This window comes from Paenibacillus salivarius (assembly GCF_051307165.1).
Lineage (GTDB): Bacteria > Bacillota > Bacilli > Paenibacillales > Paenibacillaceae > Fontibacillus.
The window spans coordinates 1,660,159-1,678,111 of sequence record NZ_CP195592.1 but is presented as its reverse complement, the minus strand read 5'-3'; the positions used below and the strand labels follow the sequence as shown (position 1 = coordinate 1,678,111).

Annotated in this window: 17 protein-coding genes; 3 read left to right on the top strand and 14 right to left on the bottom strand. The window is 52.0% G+C overall.

Going from position 1 to position 17,953, the window contains the following annotated elements:
* Window positions 1-108: 108 nt before the first annotated feature.
* The 12 genes from ACSFXJ_RS07430 to cymR all read right to left on the bottom strand — a co-directional run bounded on the left by ACSFXJ_RS07430 (window position 109) and on the right by cymR (window position 11,024).
* Complete coding sequence (locus tag ACSFXJ_RS07430) at window positions 109-1,041, bottom strand: peptidase U32 family protein (RefSeq protein ID WP_435924538.1); 933 nt, start codon at window positions 1,039-1,041, stop codon at window positions 109-111.
* A 17-nt stretch (window positions 1,042-1,058) separates the two neighbouring features.
* Window positions 1,059-2,111, bottom strand: a complete 1,053-nt coding sequence (gene mltG / locus ACSFXJ_RS07425) for an endolytic transglycosylase MltG (protein ID WP_435924537.1) — start codon at window positions 2,109-2,111, stop codon at window positions 1,059-1,061.
* Window positions 2,112-2,206: 95 nt separating this feature from the next.
* Complete coding sequence (locus ACSFXJ_RS07420) at window positions 2,207-2,515, bottom strand: DUF1292 domain-containing protein (RefSeq protein ID WP_435924536.1); 309 nt, start codon at window positions 2,513-2,515, stop codon at window positions 2,207-2,209.
* Entirely contained in the window at window positions 2,502-2,819 is a 318-nt protein-coding gene (locus tag ACSFXJ_RS07415) for a DUF1292 domain-containing protein (RefSeq protein WP_435924535.1), read from the bottom strand. Before ACSFXJ_RS07415 ends, ACSFXJ_RS07420 begins: the two co-directional genes overlap by 14 nt.
* A gap of 12 nt (window positions 2,820-2,831) precedes the next feature.
* Window positions 2,832-3,248, bottom strand: a complete 417-nt coding sequence (gene ruvX / locus ACSFXJ_RS07410) for a Holliday junction resolvase RuvX (protein WP_435924534.1) — start codon at window positions 3,246-3,248, stop codon at window positions 2,832-2,834.
* An 8-nt stretch (window positions 3,249-3,256) separates the two neighbouring features.
* Window positions 3,257-3,517, bottom strand: coding sequence for an IreB family regulatory phosphoprotein (locus ACSFXJ_RS07405; RefSeq protein WP_435924533.1), 261 nt, complete (start codon window positions 3,515-3,517; stop codon window positions 3,257-3,259).
* 327 nt (window positions 3,518-3,844) lie between these two features.
* Window positions 3,845-6,469 carry an alanine--tRNA ligase gene (gene alaS / locus ACSFXJ_RS07400; RefSeq protein WP_435924532.1) on the bottom strand — a complete coding sequence of 875 codons (2,625 nt, stop codon included), beginning with the start codon at window positions 6,467-6,469 and terminating at the stop codon, window positions 3,845-3,847.
* A gap of 679 nt (window positions 6,470-7,148) precedes the next feature.
* Window positions 7,149-8,204, bottom strand: coding sequence for an AI-2E family transporter (locus ACSFXJ_RS07395; RefSeq protein WP_435925701.1), 1,056 nt, complete (start codon window positions 8,202-8,204; stop codon window positions 7,149-7,151).
* A 167-nt stretch (window positions 8,205-8,371) separates the two neighbouring features.
* Window positions 8,372-8,578, bottom strand: coding sequence for a hypothetical protein (locus ACSFXJ_RS07390; protein WP_435924531.1), 207 nt, complete (start codon window positions 8,576-8,578; stop codon window positions 8,372-8,374).
* 13 nt (window positions 8,579-8,591) lie between these two features.
* Window positions 8,592-9,113: a PRC-barrel domain-containing protein gene (locus tag ACSFXJ_RS07385; RefSeq protein ID WP_435924530.1), complete on the bottom strand. Its 522-nt coding sequence runs from the start codon at window positions 9,111-9,113 to the stop codon at window positions 8,592-8,594.
* Window positions 9,114-9,199: 86 nt separating this feature from the next.
* Window positions 9,200-10,351, bottom strand: coding sequence for a cysteine desulfurase family protein (locus ACSFXJ_RS07380; RefSeq protein ID WP_435924529.1), 1,152 nt, complete (start codon window positions 10,349-10,351; stop codon window positions 9,200-9,202).
* A gap of 253 nt (window positions 10,352-10,604) precedes the next feature.
* Window positions 10,605-11,024 carry a cysteine metabolism transcriptional regulator CymR gene (cymR, locus tag ACSFXJ_RS07375; protein ID WP_435924528.1) on the bottom strand — a complete coding sequence of 140 codons (420 nt, stop codon included), beginning with the start codon at window positions 11,022-11,024 and terminating at the stop codon, window positions 10,605-10,607.
* A gap of 301 nt (window positions 11,025-11,325) precedes the next feature.
* Here cymR and mnmA point away from each other — a divergent pair, with 301 nt between their 5' ends.
* On the top strand, window positions 11,326-12,459 hold the full coding sequence (gene mnmA / locus ACSFXJ_RS07370; RefSeq protein WP_435924527.1) for a tRNA 2-thiouridine(34) synthase MnmA: 1,134 nt from the start codon (window positions 11,326-11,328) through the stop codon (window positions 12,457-12,459).
* 275 nt (window positions 12,460-12,734) lie between these two features.
* On the opposite strand, the gene ACSFXJ_RS07365 is transcribed toward mnmA, so the two are convergent.
* Window positions 12,735-14,045 (bottom strand): replication-associated recombination protein A, encoded by a 1,311-nt coding sequence (locus ACSFXJ_RS07365; RefSeq protein WP_435925700.1) that lies wholly within the window; start codon window positions 14,043-14,045, stop codon window positions 12,735-12,737.
* Between the two features lie 361 nt (window positions 14,046-14,406).
* Here ACSFXJ_RS07365 and ACSFXJ_RS07360 point away from each other — a divergent pair, with 361 nt between their 5' ends.
* Window positions 14,407-14,706 (top strand): CD3324 family protein, encoded by a 300-nt coding sequence (locus tag ACSFXJ_RS07360; RefSeq protein ID WP_211020108.1) that lies wholly within the window; start codon window positions 14,407-14,409, stop codon window positions 14,704-14,706.
* Between the two features lie 184 nt (window positions 14,707-14,890).
* Window positions 14,891-15,595: an HNH endonuclease gene (locus ACSFXJ_RS07355; RefSeq protein ID WP_435924526.1), complete on the top strand. Its 705-nt coding sequence runs from the start codon at window positions 14,891-14,893 to the stop codon at window positions 15,593-15,595.
* 13 nt (window positions 15,596-15,608) lie between these two features.
* On the opposite strand, the gene ACSFXJ_RS07350 is transcribed toward ACSFXJ_RS07355, so the two are convergent.
* Window positions 15,609-17,771, bottom strand: coding sequence for a HelD family protein (locus tag ACSFXJ_RS07350; RefSeq protein WP_435924525.1), 2,163 nt, complete (start codon window positions 17,769-17,771; stop codon window positions 15,609-15,611).
* Window positions 17,772-17,953: the final 182 nt, after the last annotated feature.

The window sequence follows — 17,953 nt, the reverse complement described above, 5'->3', positions numbered from 1 at the left end:
ATAGAATCGAATGAAGTAGAAATCCGGTCACAAAGGCGACCACTCCGTTTCTACGGAATCATTTTTCTCCCTTGCCTGCACCATATTAGTTAGTTCATCTTATATAGATTAATATACTTGCTCTTTATAAAAGAATCCGAAGGACAACTCGCGCTCGGGATCCTGAATCCGGCGGATGTCCTCGATCCATTTCTCGTCGAATTCATAATTATCTGGGTCTGCGCAGTAAGCGTCGATGGCTTTGCGGTATGCCCGAATCACCGTTTCGTTGTAAACGGACGGCTTTAATAGGGTCTCGATTTTGAAGCTGGAGACCTTCGCGCCCATCAGAACGTGCAAATCCTCAAGAATGCAGATGTCGTCCGAGCTCATGATATGCGTACCGTTCTCATCTTCGTAGATCGGGAACTTCTCATCCGACCGCTCCGCTTCAACAAGGAAAAGCCCACGCTCTTTTCCTAAATTCCCGCCCTCGACCGGACGGCCTTGATGGGTCATGTAGCTTTGGACAAGGCGGCGTTTGGAGTGATAAATATTCGTCATGCCATGCACCTGAACCTCGGACTCCACTTGAAGCATGGGCTGCATTTCCGTGATTTCGTCCATGTTCAACTCGCGTGCCAAGACGACCCTCGACGCGCCTTTGGTGCCCCAATAATTGGCCGTCGAATAATTCGTCGAAGTCATTTCGGCGTTCCAATGCAGCGGAATTTCCGGTGCAAACTGTTTCACCGTCTGCAGAACGGCCGGATCCCCGAATTGAATGCCGTCGACCTTGATTTCGGCGAGCTTAGAGACGTAGCTCTCAAGCTCGTCCAATTGCTCGTTATGCATCAGCTTGGTGATGCTAACATAAACTTTTGCTCCGTGTTGATGCGCATAAGTCACGGCCTCCGCCATTTCCGGCAGCGTGATGTCGCCGGTCAATCGCATCCCGTATTTCGCTTCGCCGATCAGCACGGCGGTAGCGCCTGCGGCCAAATAGGTTTTCAATTCCGTGAAAGAACCCGCAGGCACAAGCAGTTCAGGTTTGTAGCCCATTTTTATATCCACCTCGGTTATTTGGCTGTAGCCTTGCTATTCTTGATGTTCTTTAGATGCTCCTGATATGTTTTGGCAAAAAGGTGTTCCCCGCTGCCGTCTTTCTTGGTGACGTAAAATAAATACTCCGTCGTTTCTGGCTCAAGCGCGGCTTCGATCGATTTAAGGCTTGGCGCCGCGATCGGCCCCGGCGGAAGCCCTTCGTACAAATAAGTATTATAAGGACTGTCTTCACTGCGAAGGTCGGAATTCAAGAGCCGCTCCTTCGGTTTTCCCAATAAATATTGGACGGTCGCGTCGATTTCCAGCTTCATCCCTTTGGAAAGCCGGTTATAAATCACGCCCGCTACCTTGGCCCGTTCGGAATCGACGACAACCTCGCGCTCGACCAGGGAGGCTACTGTCATCAGTTCGTTCAGATCCAATCCCCGCTTCTCCAGCTTCGCTTGAAAATTCGGAATGGCCTCCAGCCGGTTTTTCGTCTCATCCAGCATCCGCTGCACGATTTCCGCCTCCGTGCTCCCCTTCTTCAACTCGTATGTCTCGGGGAACAGGTAGCCTTCCAAACGGTAGGTCAACCGGTCGTCTGCAGGAATTTCGGTCAGAAGTTCGTTTTGGAGCCCCTGTGCCTGTCCTGCCAGATCCAAAAACGTTTTTTTATCGGCATAGCCTTGTTCCTCAAGTTTCTCGGCCATTTGAGTCACCGTGAATCCCTCGGGAATCGTAAACCGGATCATTTCCGCCTTGACGACGTCTCCGCTGTTCAGTTTGGCGATAATTTCGTCGTAGGTGACGCCAGGATTCAATTCGTAAACGCCGGCCTGGAACCGGCTCCCTTCGGATTTCCACTTCAAATATGTCCGGAAAAATAATGAATTTTTAATCAGGCCTTGAGTTTCAAGCATATCGGCAATCCGGCTCGTTCCGGTCCCGGGTTCAATCGTTAATTTGACGGCTGATCCGGATTTGCCGACAGGCTGCATTTCGTTGTACACATAATAGCCTCCGGCCGCACCAATGACCGCCAGGATCAGAATGATCGAGAATAACCATTTCATCGCTTTCTTCAACGGCTCAACCCCTCTTATACTGCAGACAATTCAAAAAGAGCGGTTGTCCCGCCCTTCTTGGTCCGATCTATATTACCATAATAAGCCCGCCCAGTCTATTCCGGGAAGGTTAATTCATCATACAATTCTGAAACATTTTCCCATTCGTCATCATCATCGATCGTCGCGAGTTCGAGCGTTCCGTCCGGCCCCGTCACCACTTTGAAGATTTCCGGTTCTTCTTCGTCTCGGTCATTGTCGGGGCGAAGCACCGCGTAAGACGAGCCGGCGACGTCAAATTCCTTCTCGACCGTGTAAAAAGCGGATTTGCCGGAATCCTCCTGCAGCTCTACCACGGAACCGAAGGCATCGGTAACGCGCGAAGTCCAAACGACCTTGTCTGCCGAAAAATCAGTCACGGTCATCCTCCCCGTCAAACTCGTCGATCAGCGTGTTGAACGTCTCCTCGACGATTTCCCACTCTTCGTCGCTTTCAATCGTGTACAGCTTCAGGTCATCTCCGTCTTCCTCGTAGCGGAATGCGTATACTTCTTCGCTCTCTTCATCTTCATGATCAGCGGAATCCAAAGGAACGACCATCATATACTTGGCGTCCGAACCGTCAACTTCGAATTTCATGATGACTTCAAATTCTTCTTCATTGCCCTCATCATCGGGGATGTAAATGATTTCCGGTTCTTCTTCATTACCGATACGATCTTTAGACATGTGCGATCACCCTCACCTTTGACTCTTAGAGTCCAAATAATTTTGCAAAATCAGACTTGCGGCCATTTTATCAACGACCCCTTTGCGTTTTTTCCGGCTGACATCCGCTTCGATCAAGGTTCGATGGGCGGATACCGTCGTCAAACGCTCATCCCATAAATGAACGGGAATTTGAAGAGCTGCCTTCAATTCCTCGGCAAAGGCCATACACAATTCTCCCCTGGGTCCGATGGAACCATTCATGTTCTTCGGAAGGCCAACAACCACTTCCGTGACCTCATGCTCGGTAACCAGCCTTGCAATTTGGTCAATGTCGCCGCCGGGCTGGCGGCGTTCGATGACCGTGAGACCCTGGGCGGTCCAGCCGAAGGCATCGCTGACCGCAACGCCGATTCGTCGGTCTCCGTAGTCCAAACCTAATATCTTCATGCCATCTCCTAACGGTGGCCGGCAAGATAGTATCTGACCAGCTCTTCAATCAGTTCATCGCGCTCTTTCTTGCGGACCAAACTTCTTGCATTGTTGTGGCGCGGAATGTATGCCGGGTCCCCGGACAATAAGTAACCGACAATCTGGTTGATCGGATTGTAATCCTTCTCTTGCAGCGCATCGTATACCGAGAGAAGGATTTCCTTGGCCGAAGCCTCTTGCTCGTCGCCAGTCACGTTAAACTTGACCGTTTTGTCCATGGAGTCCATGATGACACCTCGCTTCTCTCAGACCTTCCGGCAAAAAAATTACCGGAATTTGGTCTTAACTAACACTACTATACCACATCATGACCCCCACAAGGAAATTTTCCCTTAAAGGTAGCCAAAAAGTCGGCTTTTGATCACGAAGTATTTCTAGGCTGTTCATTCGGCATCGAATCTTGAATTCAGCCAGTCGCTCCGGTGCTCACGTAGGTTTTGCCTACGCTCCGCTCCTCACTCCTTCCTTCATCCAACCTTCTCGGTGCTGAAAAGCCGACTTTTTGTTCATGATGTAGTTATATATTGGCCTTTCGGCGCCGAATCCAAAAAACTTTATCCCTGCTGGGCGATCCAGTTCTCCGGAAGTTTGAGGGCTTCATCCAGCTTGGACACGTCCTTGCCGCCTGCCTGGGCCATATCCGGGCGTCCGCCGCCTCCGCCGCCGCAAACCGCGGCAACTTCCTTGACGAGCTTGCCGGCATGCAGTCCGCGCTTCACTTCGTCTTGCGGCACAACGACAACAAAATTAACCTTGTCGTCCATCGCTGCGCCGAGAACAAGCACGGTGTCCGGCAGCTTCGCTTTCAATTCATCCGCAAGCCCGCGGAGCGCATCCATGCTGCCTGCTTGAACTTTTGCGGAAAGAAGCTTGGTTTCGCCAACAGCGATGACCTTATCCGTAAGCTCTCCGGCTTCGATCGCGCTAAGCTTGCTTTGCAGCGATTCGTTTTCGCGGCCCAATTCTTTGATTTGCTGATACAATCCTTCAATCCGCTTCGGCACATCGGCCACATTCGACTTCAGCAATCCCGCCGATTGCTTGAGCAGATCCAATTGACCGTCCATGAACAGGTACGCGCCGCGGCCTGTCACAGCTTCGATCCGGCGAACCCCGGAACCGATCCCGCTCTCGCTGACAAGTTTGAACAAGCCGATTTCCGAAGTGTTGTTCACATGGCAGCCGCCGCAAAGCTCAAGGCTATATCCGCCGACCTGAACGACGCGGACGATATCGCCGTATTTCTCCCCGAAGAGAGCCATGGCCCCCATCGCTTTCGCTTCGTCGATCGGCTTCAGCTCGATAACGACATCCAGCGAGTTCCAAATCTGCTCATTGACTCTACGCTCGATTTCGGTAAGCTCTTCCGGCGAAATGCTGCCGAGATGGGAGAAGTCGAACCGCAGCCGCTGCGGCTCCACGAGAGAGCCCGCCTGGTTTACATGCTCTCCAAGCGTCTCCTTGAGTGCTTTGTGGAGCAAGTGGGTCGCCGTGTGGTTCTTCACGATATCCCGGCGCATTTCCCGGTTCACTTCCGCAACGGCTTCCGAACCGGTGCGCAGTTCGCCAGAAGTAACCGTTACTTGATGAACGTGCTGGCCATGCGGCGCCTTGTACAGGCCCTGTACTTCCGCGCTGCCGTTCTCGCTTCGGATGGTTCCCTGGTCGCTGACCTGGCCGCCGCTTTCGGCATAAAACGGAGTTTTCGCCAAAATAACTTGTCCCGTCTGCCCTTCGCTCAACACATCGACAAACCCGTCTTCAAAAACGATCGCCACAATTTCGGTGTTCGCTTCCAATTCATTATATCCAACGAATTCCGCTTTAGTCGTGAAGTCGGACAGCACGCCGCCCTGCACCTTCATGCTTCCGCTATCGTGACGGGCGGCACGGGCACGCTCGCGCTGCTCTTCCATCGCCGCTTCAAAGCCTTCGCGGTCGACGCCAAGCCCCTGCTCAGCCGCAAAGTCCTCCGTCAAATCAAGCGGGAATCCGTACGTATCGTATAATTTAAACGCGTCTGCGCCGCCGATCAGCGTACGTCCCGCCGCTTTGGCGTCCGCGCTGATCTCCGCGAGAATCGCAAGCCCGTCGCTAAGCGTTTCATGGAAACGTTCCTCTTCGTTATGAATCACTTTTTCAATGAATTCGCGTTTTGTAACGACGTCCGTATAGTAGCTGCCCATAATTTCGCCGACCGTTTCCACGAGTTGGAACATGAACGGCTTATCCAGTCCGATCAGCTTCCCGTAGCGTACCGCGCGGCGGAGCAACCGGCGAATGACGTAACCGCGGCCTTCATTGGAAGGAAGCACCCCGTCCGCCACCGCGAAAGCAACCGTACGAACATGGTCTGCAATGACCTTCAGAGCGACGTCCGACTCTTCTTTTTCGCCGTATTTCACGCCTGTCAGCGAAGCCGTTTTAAGGATGATCGGTTGGAACAAATCGGTGTCAAAGTTGGAGTTGACGTTTTGCAAAATGGAAGCAAAGCGCTCCAAACCGGCGCCGGTATCGATGTTTTTGTTCGGAAGCGGTGTATAGCTGCCGTCTTTGTTATGGTTAAACTGGGAAAATACAAGGTTCCACACTTCCAGGAAACGTTCGTTCTCGCCGCCAGGATAGCATTCCGGATCCGACAGATCGCCGTAGGCGTCCCCGCGGTCATAGAAAATTTCCGTACAAGGTCCGCACGGCCCCTCGCCGATGTCCCAGAAGTTGTCTTCCAGCTTGATGATGCGTTCCGCAGGGATACCGATTTTTTCGTTCCACAGCTTAAACGCCTCTTCGTCTTCGGGGTATACGGTCACGGACAGGCGGTCCGGATCGAAACCGATCCAGTCTTTGCCGGTCAGAAACTCCCATGCCCATGTAATCGTTTCTTCCTTGAAATAATCGCCGATCGAGAAATTGCCGAGCATTTCAAAAAACGTATGGTGCCGGCGCGTCTTGCCGACATTTTCGATGTCGTTGGTGCGAATGCACTTTTGGGAGTTGGCAATCCGCGGATTTTCCGGCTTTACCCGGCCGTCGAAATACTGCTTCAGCGGTGCCATCCCCGCGTTGATCCACAGTAGGGAAGGGTCGTTGTGGGGCACGAGCGAAGCGCTCGGTTCGATTTTATGCCCTTTGCTGGCGAAGAACTCCAGCCATTTGGAGCGGATTTCACTTGATTTCATTTATATTCCTCCTAAGCTTGGTTTACTTTTTTAATACCGAAAGGGACCGGGAGCGGAAACGGAAATCTTGCATAACAGGAATTTCTCCCGCTATTTCGAATCAATTCAGCATTTGAAACAAAATAATGGTAATTCTTCCCGCTAAATTCCTATATGTCCATCAAATGAAGACGACCCGGCAAAATTAAAGGGAGAATTTCCAGTTCATTCGTCACTCCGGTTTATTCCCGGTACAATTAGCAGGAGATTTTCCCGCTAATATAAGATTCAGACCTGGCCACCGCCAAAAAATAAAAAAACGCCCCTGAAAATCAGGGACGATTGTCTCGCGGTACCACCCTGGTTATCGCCTCTTCACCCGCAAACGCACGAGCCGAAAGAAACGATCGCCTTCATCGGTCCGGTAACGGGAACCCCCCGGTGAATTTTGAACTCACACTCGGAAAACAGCTTTCTGTTCGGCGATCATCGGGTTCTTCCAGCCAGCGTCGGGTGACCTAGGACATGAAAGCCCGAAGCACCCGGACGAAGGAACGCCTTCTCTGTGAAAATCAGCTGCGAACATACTTTTTTTCGTCAACGTTTTTAAATATATGCCCTCATAAAAACAAATCATTTTTAGTATATAAGCAGGGCCAGTCCGCTGTCAATCCGGTCCCTGTCCTGCTTCGCCATTGCCCTACACCGTTTTTCTTCTGACATAGTAAGCATAAAAATGCTGGATTATGACCTTACCGACCGCAAAAAACGGCACCGCAAGCACCAGTCCGGGAATCCCGCCGATTTCTCCCCCGACGAGCAACGCGAAAATAATCAGCATCGGATGCAGGTGCAAGGTTCTCCCGACGACCTGCGGAGAAATCACGTTGCTCTCGACCAGCTGGCAGATCAGGTTGACCAGCAGGACCATAAGCACCATTTTCCACGAGATGGTCGTAGCCATGACCGCCGCAGGTGCGGCTCCCAAAAAGGGTCCGAGGTACGGGATGATATTGCAGACGGCGACGATGCCGGCAAGCAACAGCGCGAACGGCATGCCGATAATCATATAGCCGATATACGCGAGCACGCCGATGATCACGCAGACAAGCAGCTGCCCCCGCACGTAATTGCCGAGCGCCTCATCGATTTCTTTTAACAGGGTCACGATCGATTTGCGCCGGGATTTCGGAAGATATCGCAGGATCAGCCTCTCAAAGGTTTCGAAGTCCTTCAGCATATAAAAAATGAGGAACGGTACGATAAACGCGTTGAATACGACGCCGATCGTCGTCCCGATATTGTTCAAAAAGCTGGAAATGGAAGCGGCCAGCCGGTGCTCAAATTGAAAAAACCAATTGTTCATTCCCATCCGGATGCTTCCCGGCAAAATACTGTTATCCCACCTGTTCATCAGCTGCTGCGTATGTAAAGTCAGTTCGGGCAAGTGCTCGCCAAGCTCCTCGAGCTGCTCCACGAACATGGGGATGACGTTCATCAAAATGACGGACAGGCTGGTCAAAAACACGGCGTAAATCAGCAGCACGGCAACCGTTCGCGGCACTTTTCGCCCTCCGAGCATTCGAACGACAGGATTGAGCACATAGGAAATGATGATCGCAATGATGAACGGAGATAAAATGGCTTTCAAAAATCCATAAACCAGGAAGAACATCGGCCGAAGCAACCATACAAAATACAAAATAATGAGCCCCAGCAGCAGCCAAACCCCATAGCGGAACATTTTGCTTTTCATGAACGGCTCCACTTGTTAACCCCCTCCCGAACTCGGAGTCGGACCAGCTATGCTCAAAGTATATGCCCCCGGGGACAAAAATAATCATCAGGCTGATCCAATGCGGGCGGTAAAAAGCAAAAAGCTCCTTCCGATGGACCGGAATAGAGCTTTTATAATCCGATATGTTATGACAAATGCGCTTGCGGAAAATCCTGCGGAAACTCTTCGCCAAAAAACAAGTCGTCGAGCGAGCTCAGCGTACCGTCTTCTTCAACCTGGTAAACCGACATTTTCTCGCCGTTCACTGTTAATTCGATAAAGCATCCCCAGCAATAAAATTGATGGGATCCGATTTTTCCGATATCTTTGGAGCTGCAATTTGGACATTTCATACTCATTGATCACCTATCCGTTAACAGAATTCATAGGGTTCTCCAGCCGCTGCTCGCTGTTCGGAGGCACTATGATCGCATTTTCGCCCTTCGTCATTTCGGGAGTAAAAGGCAGCACTTTTCGCCCTTCCATCAGATCGGAGATAAACCCGTCACTAACTTCGATTCCAGTAATTGTGTTTCCCATTTCCTGGTCAAAATAAACATCCGAAACATGTCCTATCATCGTCCCGTCCTCGGTAAGGACAGGAAGCTCTTTCATTCTGCCGTTGCCTGATGCAAATGTCAGTTGTATATTCTCGGCTTCCACTTTTCGGATCGCCTGTTGATTGCGAATCATTACGGCATCTTCGCCGTATGCGACGATATCTTCCCAGAGCACCGCTTTGATACTGGAGGAAAACATCGCTTTCCCCTCCAATTGAATGCCCGTGATTTTCCAGCCGGAATCCAGCAGAAAATCTGAAACCTTACCGATCTGCTTGCCGTCTTCGATGTCAAATACGGACAGGCCTATCATCTCTTGAAGCTTCATCAGCAATAGGTCCTCCCACTGTGGCAGTCTCCTGAGTCTGAAACCGAAACTTTCCTCCCTCCGAAAAAATTGCAAAAGCCGCCCAGTTACCTTCTTTTACGAAGACGTTCCAGGATGGTTTCAATTTTTTCGGCGGTATATTCCATTTCTTCAGTAGTATTACCCAAACCAAAGCTGAATCGAATCGCGGTGCGCAAAAAGTTTTCAGGCAAATGCATCGCTTCCAGGACGTGCGAAGGTTCAATGGAGCCCGAAGAGCATGCGGAACCGCTGGCTACGGCAATCCCTTCCATATCGAGGTTCATCAGCATCGTCTCCGTATCGCACTCCGGAAAGCTGACATTTACGATATGCGGGAGCCGGTCCGTCGGGTGTCCGTTCAAGCGAAAACGGTCCTGCCCGATGCGATGCTCCAATGCCGAAAGAAATGCGGCACGCATCTTTTCGTCATGGGCCGCCCGTTCGGGAAGAGCCGCCGCGGCAAGCTCCGCCGCTTTGGCAAACCCGGCGATCCCCGCCATGTTTTCCGTTCCAGCACGACGTTTACGTTCTTGCAAGCCGCCGTGCAGCAAAGGTTCGATCAGATGTTCTCCGCGGACATATAATGCGCCAATTCCTTGAGGGCCGTTTATTTTATGGGAAGAGAAGCTCATGAAATCAACGGGGAGCTCGTTTAAACTTATCGGCACCGCACCCAACGCCTGAACCGCATCCACATGAAAAGCAACTTCCTTCGAAGAGGTTATTTTTCCGATTTCCTCGATCGGCTGCAGCGTCCCGACTTCATTGTTGCCGTACATGACGCTGACCAAAATCGTATCCGGACGAATCGCTTCCTCGATTTGAGCGGCATGGATTTGGCCATAACGGTCGACAGGTAAATATGTAACTTCATATCCTAGTTTTTCCAGTTTACGGCATGCGTGAAGGACGGCATGATGCTCGATCGCCGTAGTGATAATATGGCGTCCCCGATCCGAACGGGCTTCGGCCACGCCGAACAAAGCCAAGTTGTCGCTTTCCGTGCCGCCGCTCGTAAATACCAATTCGGCGGGACGGCATCCGACAAACCGGGAAATACTGTCCCGGGCTCCATTGACCAGTCTTTTGGCGGCCCGGCCAAAGGCATGGATGCTCGAAGCGTTGCCGTATTGCCCTCGCAGGACGTCAAGCATCGTCTCCGCCACCTCGGGGTGAACGGGGGTCGAAGCCGCATGATCCAAATATATATTCTTCATCTTTGCATCACCTTGTTCAAAGGGTACTTTTATAGGAATCCAAACGACGTAGAAGTACAGTGTAAACGACTTTACCGCAAAAATCTACCCTGATTATAAACAAAGGAATTCGGGCCCAGCAAACCTATACGGAATACTTACAAAGCATCCTTCCCCGAATCAGAGGGAGGTATCCGAATTGTCCAACCATTACTTTCATGCAAAAAAGAAAAAACCCGATGAACCGATCGGGTTTTTTCGTATTTTATCCATTTTAAATGTAAAACATGTAATTTTCTTTGGCGCCCTGCTCTTCGAACGTAATCAGATTCTCGAGCGTGGTGGAATCCAATACTTCGGCGATGCTGTCTCGAATTCTCAGCCACAAATCGCGCTTCGCCGGGTCGTCTTCTTCCGTGAAATCGACCGGGGAAATCGGGCCTTCCAACACGCGGATAATTTCTCCGGCTGTAATATCGCTTGCTTCACGGGACAAAATATATCCACCGTAAGCGCCGCGAACGCTCTTGACCAGACCGGCATTGCGCAGCGGTGCGATCAGTTGCTCCAGGTAATGCTCGGATAACTGGTTTTTTTCGGCAATGCTCTTGAGGGAAGTCGGCCCTTCACCGTATTTTGCGGCCAACTCCATCATTATCGTCAGGCCATAGCGTCCCTTTGTGGAAATCTTCAAAGAAGCCACCTCTTTCAATTTTCAAATAATCTTTATATAATTGAACTTTGATCAATAAAGGTTACGATAGTACCGCCTCTAAATACACCTATTCCTATCATTAACCTTTGTTTATCGTACCATATCCCGTGTCGTTTTGGAAAACAATTCGGCAGATAAAATTACATTTTGTTCGCCACCGGTGGACAAATTTTAACACATTGTAAAAAATACCGCAGTGTCATCGTTCATTCGAACGTCTTCGTGTCCTGTGGTAAAATAGCGTCAGGCCTAGGCGCCTGAACGAATGAGGAGTGATCAAATGACTAAACCCAAACACGAAACCCGCGTCGTTGTCGGTATGTCCGGAGGCGTCGATTCCTCGGTAACCGCGCTTCTCCTGAAACAGCAAGGGTACGACGTGATCGGCATATTCATGAAAAACTGGGACGATACCGACGAATTCGGCTATTGCACGGCGGAGGCCGATGCCGAAGACGTCCGCCGGGTATGCGAGCAAATCGATATCCCTTACTATACCGTTAATTTCGAGAAGGAGTACTACGATAAAGTATTTTCCTATTTCCTCGATGAATATAAGCGTGGCCGTACTCCCAATCCCGATGTCATGTGCAACCGCGAAATCAAATTCGGGGAGTTCTTGAACAAAGCGCTCGATCTGGGAGCGGACTATGTGGCGACAGGCCATTATGCCCGCGTCGTGGAAGAAGACGGGGCTTTCAAGCTGCTGAGAGGCGTCGACGGCAATAAAGACCAAACCTACTTCCTGAACGCATTGAATCAGGAACAGCTATCCAAGGCAATGTTTCCGATCGGGCATCTACCGAAGCCGGAAGTGCGGCGGATTGCGGAAGAAGCCGGATTGTACACGGCCAAGAAAAAAGACAGCACCGGCGTCTGCTTCATCGGCGAACGCAATTTCCGCGAATTTCTGAGCCATTACCTCCCGGCCAAATCCGGTGAAATGGTCGATATCGTCACCGGCGAAGTCAAGGGGCGGCATGACGGCCTGATGTATTATACGCTGGGCCAACGCCAAGGATTGGGCATCGGCGGATCCGGTTCCGGAGAACCTTGGTTCGTCGCGGAAAAAGATTTGGAAAGCAACATCCTGTACGTAGTGCAGGGCGACAAACATCCTAGCCTGTACTCCACCGGGCTCACCGCTTCGGGAATCAACTGGATCGCGGGGGCGGACAAGCTCCCGAATGATCCATTCAAGTGCACCGCCAAGTTCCGTTACCGTCAGCCTGACCAGGGCGTAACTGTGACGCCGCAGCCGGACGGCACTTTGTTCGTGCAGTTTGACGAACCTCAGAAAGCCATTACGCCTGGCCAAGCCGTCGTTTTCTACGATGGCGAGGTATGTCTCGGCGGCGGGATTATCGAAAAAGCAGAAAAACTGCCCGTGCCTGAGCTCGGGCGTCATAGATAAGCTGGTTTGATCTACGCTAAAGCGGCCCGAGTGCGAGTTCCGGAGAACTTATTTATAGGGAAAATCACCCTTTAAACCAGCGTATACTGGGTTTATCCGGACATTAAAAGGAAAACCTCCCGTTATTTTCACCTAAAACGTACATTTGCACGTTAGGGGTGGAGATTAGCGGGAGGTTTTCCTGTTATTTTTCGCCTTATCCTAAAAAAAGCTGAAATAACCGGAGAAATTCCCGTTATTTCAGCTTTTCTCTTGGCTCGAAGAACCGGGCCGGGCTACTTCTCTCTTCGGCGCAGTTCCTGATTATGCTTGATTTTGCTCTCGTTCCCCTGCTCGGTGGCCCGATAAAATGTCCGTCCCGCCAGGTTCTCCGGTAAATAGTCCTGCTTCACGTAGTGGCCGGGGTAATCATGCGGGTATTTGTAGCCCGTATGCCCGAGCTTGACCGCACCTTTGTAGTGGGCGTCCCGCAAGTGCAGCGGCACCTCGGCGGATTTCACCTCGTCCATCGCCGCCATGGCGTTCGAAATCGCCGCGACGACGGCGTTCGATTTCGGGCTCTCCACGGCGAACAGGATCGCCTGGGCGATGTTCAGCTTCGCTTCAGGCCAGCCGTTGTTGCGGTAAGCCTCCAAAGCGCTTACCGCCTGCACCATGGCCTGCGGGTTCGCCAGCCCGATGTCCTCGCTCGCGGCGGCGATCAGCCGCCGGAGGAACGTCATCGGGTCCATGCCCAGTTTCTCTACCGCGTAGAGAAACCAGAACAACGCGGCATCGCTGGAGCCGCGGATGCTCTTGTGAAATGCGGAGAGGACGTCGTACTGCGTCGACTCATCCGCTTTGACCAGCGGGCGGCGGATCGACTCTTCCGCCACCTCCAGCGTAATGCGGACGGTGCCGTCCGTTTCCGGCGGCGTCGTCATCGCGGCCAGCTCCAGCGCGTTCAGGGCCCGGCGGATATCGCCGTTGGCCATCTCGGCGATGTGCTGGAGCGCCTCGTCCGAGGCCTCGAGCTTCATGAAGCCGAGGCCTTTGTCCCGATCGCTCAGCGCACGGCGCATCGCGATCAGCGAATGCTCCTTCGTCAGCGGCTCCAGCTGAAAGAGCGTCGAACGGCTCAGCAAGGCCCCGTTGACATAGTGGAACGGATTTTCCGTCGTCGCGCCGATAAAGATGATCGTTCCCTTCTCCACCGCCGGAAGCAGGGCGTCCTGCCGCGAACTATTGAAACGGTGTACTTCATCGAGGAACAGGATCGTTTTCGTGCCGTAAAACGATTTATCGTTCTGCGCTTTTTCGATAACCTCGCGAACATCCTTTACGGAAGCGTCGACCGCATTGAGGCGTACGAATTCCGCCTGGGTATGATTCGATATAATATGCGCGAGCGTCGTTTTTCCGCAGCCTGGAGGTCCATACAGCAGAATCGAAGAAATCTGGTCCGCTTCAATCGCCCGCCGCAGCAATTTTCCGGGCCCGATGATGCTTTCCTGCCCTATATATTCGTCCAGGGTTGTCGGCCGCATCCGGTCCGCCAGCAGCCGTCCGGAGGGATCGTTTTCCCGGGAGTAAGAAAATAAGTCCATCATTTCACTTCCTTGAATCTTTGATTAACCACTGTTTACTATTCTAGCACATGCCTGGTAAAAAACATTTATAAACGTTCTTTAGCTTCCTTCCCAAACGGATATATGAGTTAATATAGATGTCGGGCCGACGAATCACTGGAAAGGGGGCTGATCGAAGTGATTTCAGTGAATGAGGTGGTTTCCGCGTAACGCGGAAGCCGTACAACGAGGGGCTTTTAGCCCCTCTTATTTCCGTTTGGAATTCTCTGTGTTAAAATATACGCAAATACAATGCCGAAAGGGGGATTTACGACCATGTACACTCAATTATTCCAACTAACACCGTTAACAACAGAACGGATCAAGGAGGATCATGATCGTGAACTACAAAAACGGGAAGGATGTGCTTCCCCCTAGGCTACTGAAGGAGCTTCAAGATTACATTCAAGGCGAACTGCTCTATATTCCCAAACCGGATTGCTCGAGAGCGCTCTGGGGGGAACTCAGTGGAACCCGCACATCAATGGCAAAAAGAAACGAAGAAATCTTCCGGCTATATCGTACCGGACATTCAGTCAGCGATCTGGCGGAAAGGTTTTTTCTGTCCGATGAAAGCATCCGCAAAATCGTATGTAAAATGCGCTCTTCTCTTAGAGAAGCGGCGGCAGTTACCGAATAAGCCAATTCAACTGTATAAACCTAGAGGCCGACCCGTTTTCAGTATACGGGCGGCCTCTATTTGGTTTATGAAGCATTAGGGATAAGGGAATTAGCCGTTCTGTAGGAGAAGTGACTCACCACAGGTATAATATACATAAAGACCGAAAACGACTAAGGAAATTTCACTAAGCCGAGGTGACCGGATGATGCCGACTAATCCTAATGAACCAAGAACGCAACAGAACGCCGCGGAGATAGCCGCCGGCTTCAAACGCTGCGCCCGCTGCGGCGAAAACAAACCGTTATCCGATTTCCTCAGAAGAACAGGAAAACGCTCGGCCAAGGGCTCACGGCGCGGCACTTGCCGCAGCTGCCGGGCCCAGCTGAAGAGCCTGGAACAGACCGCAGTAATTGCGGCTGATCCGCGGCCCATCACAGATCATGCCGCACGAAATCCGGTCCACCGGATCCCGCCGGTCGCCGCTCCCCCAAAAAATGCGAAACGCATGATTCCTGCGCCGCTTCCGGTAGAAGGCCCGGACGCCTCCGTATTGCGTCCGAACCGCCAGGGTAAGATCCGCATGCGCGGACGCACGGATAAGGGCAGCCGCTGGCATCAGGAGATCGACCTGGAACTGGCCGTCACTCTGGTGCAAGAGCATGCCGCCGTCGTTGTGAACCGGAATACGATCCGCCGGCTCTACAGCAACAAAGCCTTTCGCCGCTACATCCTGGCCAGGGATCGACACACTTGTTTTTTCTGCGGCAATTACGGGGATACGATCGATCATCTGCTGCCCAAAGCAAAAGGAGGCCATACCACCCCTGTAAACTGTGTCTGTGCCTGCAATGAATGTAACCAAAGCAAAGCCGACCGCGACCTGGAGGATTTTATCGGGAACAGTTAATAGAACACCTGAATTACTTCCCAGCCTTCGACAATTCCTCCGGATCCGGAACGTAATCCGGCAGCTCGTTCCCATGCATCAGCCATAACTCATGCAGTGCCCGGGTGCAGCCCACATATAAAAGGCGGGCGTCCTTCGGCCCATAGTGTTCCCGGTCCACGTCCGTCACGATGACGGCGTCGAATTCCAGTCCCTTGGACAGATATACAGGCAAAACGGAAATTCCGCCGGCATACTGCCTCTGATCTCCGCCGATCAAGTTGGCGGCAGTGCCCGCTTCATTCAAATGGGCATGCAAATGCTCCGCTTCCTCCATCGTGCGGGTCAGTAAGGCTACCGTACGATGGCTGCCCGTCATGACTTGCCTCAATGCTTCCGATATAGCCGTCAGACGTTCGTCTCCTGCGGCCGGTCTTAACCGGACCGGTTCTCCGCTGCGGAACACCGGCACGGCCAGCAAATTCGTTTCAACGCCCCGCTTCAATATTTCATTCGCAAAGTCAATGATCTCCATCGTCGACCGGTAACTTCTTGTCAAAGCAAAATAAGCCGTCTCCTCCGGCGCGAACAGCGCCTGCATTTCTTCCCAGCTCCGGACTCCTTTATAGTAATGAATCCCTTGTGACAAATCGCCCAGGATGGTGAAAGAATGACCTTTTACGAACCTGTCGAGCACCGCCACCTGCAAGGGGCTGAAATCCTGCGCTTCATCGATCACCACATGGTCGAAGGTCAGCTTGCTCTCGATTTCATGAACCCGCGAGTGCAAATAAAGCAATGCCGCGAGATCCTCCTCTTTGAGGATCCCTTTTTTCAAATAGGCGTTGGTTTCTTTAAGAATGGGCTTCGGAATGCTCAAAATCTCGGCATCAGCATCATCTTTATCGGAAAGCTGACCTTTCGCAGTGGATGCCGATTGGAACAAACCTTTGTATAAGGCCACGGCCTCCAGCTCAGGCCACTTCTTGGCGTAAGCCTTTTCCCGCTGCTGCGCCTTTTTCTTCCGTTCCTTTAAAGCAGCCGTAGAAGGCGACTTTTTCAATTCCATCTCCACCCACCGGTGAATCCGGGCCAGCACGCGTTCTTTGCGCCGGGCAACCGGGTAGTGCTTGTATTCCCCTTCGAACCATTCGACGATCGTATTCCGGGACAGCTTCGCCCCGTCCCACGGCTCAAAGTCCGTATCCGGTACGCAGCCCGATTCCACTCGGGTCAAATAACATTCCAGAATCGACTTAAAAGAGACGGCCCCCTTATACCGGCCCGGCAGGTCACTGTCGTTCCACGCGCCCTCGCGTAAATCCCCGGTATCAAACCAGCGGGCCAACGTTTCCGATCCGTCCGCCGGTGCCTGATCCAGCCCGAGTACCTTGGCCGCCCAGTCGCCGAAGGTGCTTTGCTGAATATCACCGACGCCGAGTTCCGGCAATACTTCGGAAATATAATCGATGAACATGTGGTTGGGAGCAAAGATAACCATCCGCTCCGCCTTGATTTGTTCTTTATACTGATACAGCAAAAAAGCGAGCCTATGCAACGCTACCGTAGTTTTTCCGCTGCCGGCCACACCTTGAATGATCAGCGCGGTATTTCGCGCCGCGCGAATGATCAGATCCTGCTCCGCCTGAATCGTAGAGACGATGTCACGGAGACGGTTGTCTTTATTTTCGCCTAGACGGTAAACGAGGAACTCATCGGACACGGCCGGCCCTTCGCTGTCTTTGTTATAGGTGTCTACCACCCGCTCCAGAATTCCTTTGCGGATGACAATGTTCCGCTTCAAATATACGAGCCCCTCGATCAGTCCTTCCGGTGCCTCATAGGAAGCCGAATCGCCGCCCGTAAAGGAATAAAACAAACTCGCTACCGGAGCGCGCCAATCGATGACGACCGGTTTTCCGCCGTCTTGATCCCCGACGCCCACTTTGCCGATATAAAGGGGCTGCGCTTCCTTGCCCTGCTCCTCAAAATCCAGCCGTCCGAAATACGGCTCACGGAACGAGCGCTCGAGCTGCTGCCTGTGAGATTCCCTGCCCGCCTCCAACACTTGCTCGGTGAAGTCATGCCCCGTATAGACGGGAATGCTCCTGAGCGCCTTCAGCTGGCTGTCAATATCACGGAGAGTGCGGTCCAGCCGCTCTTTCTCTTCTTGATAGGCACTTTGAAAATGTTCCACTTTCAGTTACCTCCTAAGGTTATATTCCGTCTGCTCTCCGGCATTCTGTTCCGAAGTCAAAAGGAGTTATATTATAGCATTCGTTCCTGAAAAAAGCGAATAACAACAAGACGCAGATCCGATGCACGATCGAATCTGCGTCTTTAAGTTAAATCGGCTCTTCCGGTGCTTTCTCCCGGTTT

Bases quoted from the DNA above. Each gene is read 5' to 3' on its own strand.
- ACSFXJ_RS07385 (WP_435924530.1), bottom strand. From the start codon at position 9,113: ATGAAGCTTCAAGAGATGATAGGCCTGTCCGTATTTGACATCGAAGAC.
- ACSFXJ_RS07355 (WP_435924526.1), top strand. From the start codon at position 14,891: ATGATGCCGACTAATCCTAATGAACCAAGAACGCAACAGAACGCCGCG.
- ACSFXJ_RS07365 (WP_435925700.1), bottom strand. From the start codon at position 14,045: ATGGACTTATTTTCTTACTCCCGGGAAAACGATCCCTCCGGACGGCTG.
- ACSFXJ_RS07415 (WP_435924535.1), bottom strand. From the start codon at position 2,819: ATGTCTAAAGATCGTATCGGTAATGAAGAAGAACCGGAAATCATTTAC.
- ACSFXJ_RS07405 (WP_435924533.1), bottom strand. From the start codon at position 3,517: ATGGACTCCATGGACAAAACGGTCAAGTTTAACGTGACTGGCGACGAG.
- mnmA (WP_435924527.1), top strand. From the start codon at position 11,326: ATGACTAAACCCAAACACGAAACCCGCGTCGTTGTCGGTATGTCCGGA.
- ACSFXJ_RS07390 (WP_435924531.1), bottom strand. From the start codon at position 8,578: ATGAAATGTCCAAATTGCAGCTCCAAAGATATCGGAAAAATCGGATCC.
- ACSFXJ_RS07395 (WP_435925701.1), bottom strand. From the start codon at position 8,204: ATGAAAAGCAAAATGTTCCGCTATGGGGTTTGGCTGCTGCTGGGGCTC.
- ACSFXJ_RS07380 (WP_435924529.1), bottom strand. From the start codon at position 10,351: ATGAAGAATATATATTTGGATCATGCGGCTTCGACCCCCGTTCACCCC.
- alaS (WP_435924532.1), bottom strand. From the start codon at position 6,469: ATGAAATCAAGTGAAATCCGCTCCAAATGGCTGGAGTTCTTCGCCAGC.
- ruvX (WP_435924534.1), bottom strand. From the start codon at position 3,248: ATGAAGATATTAGGTTTGGACTACGGAGACCGACGAATCGGCGTTGCG.
- ACSFXJ_RS07420 (WP_435924536.1), bottom strand. From the start codon at position 2,515: ATGACCGTGACTGATTTTTCGGCAGACAAGGTCGTTTGGACTTCGCGC.
- ACSFXJ_RS07430 (WP_435924538.1), bottom strand. From the start codon at position 1,041: ATGGGCTACAAACCTGAACTGCTTGTGCCTGCGGGTTCTTTCACGGAA.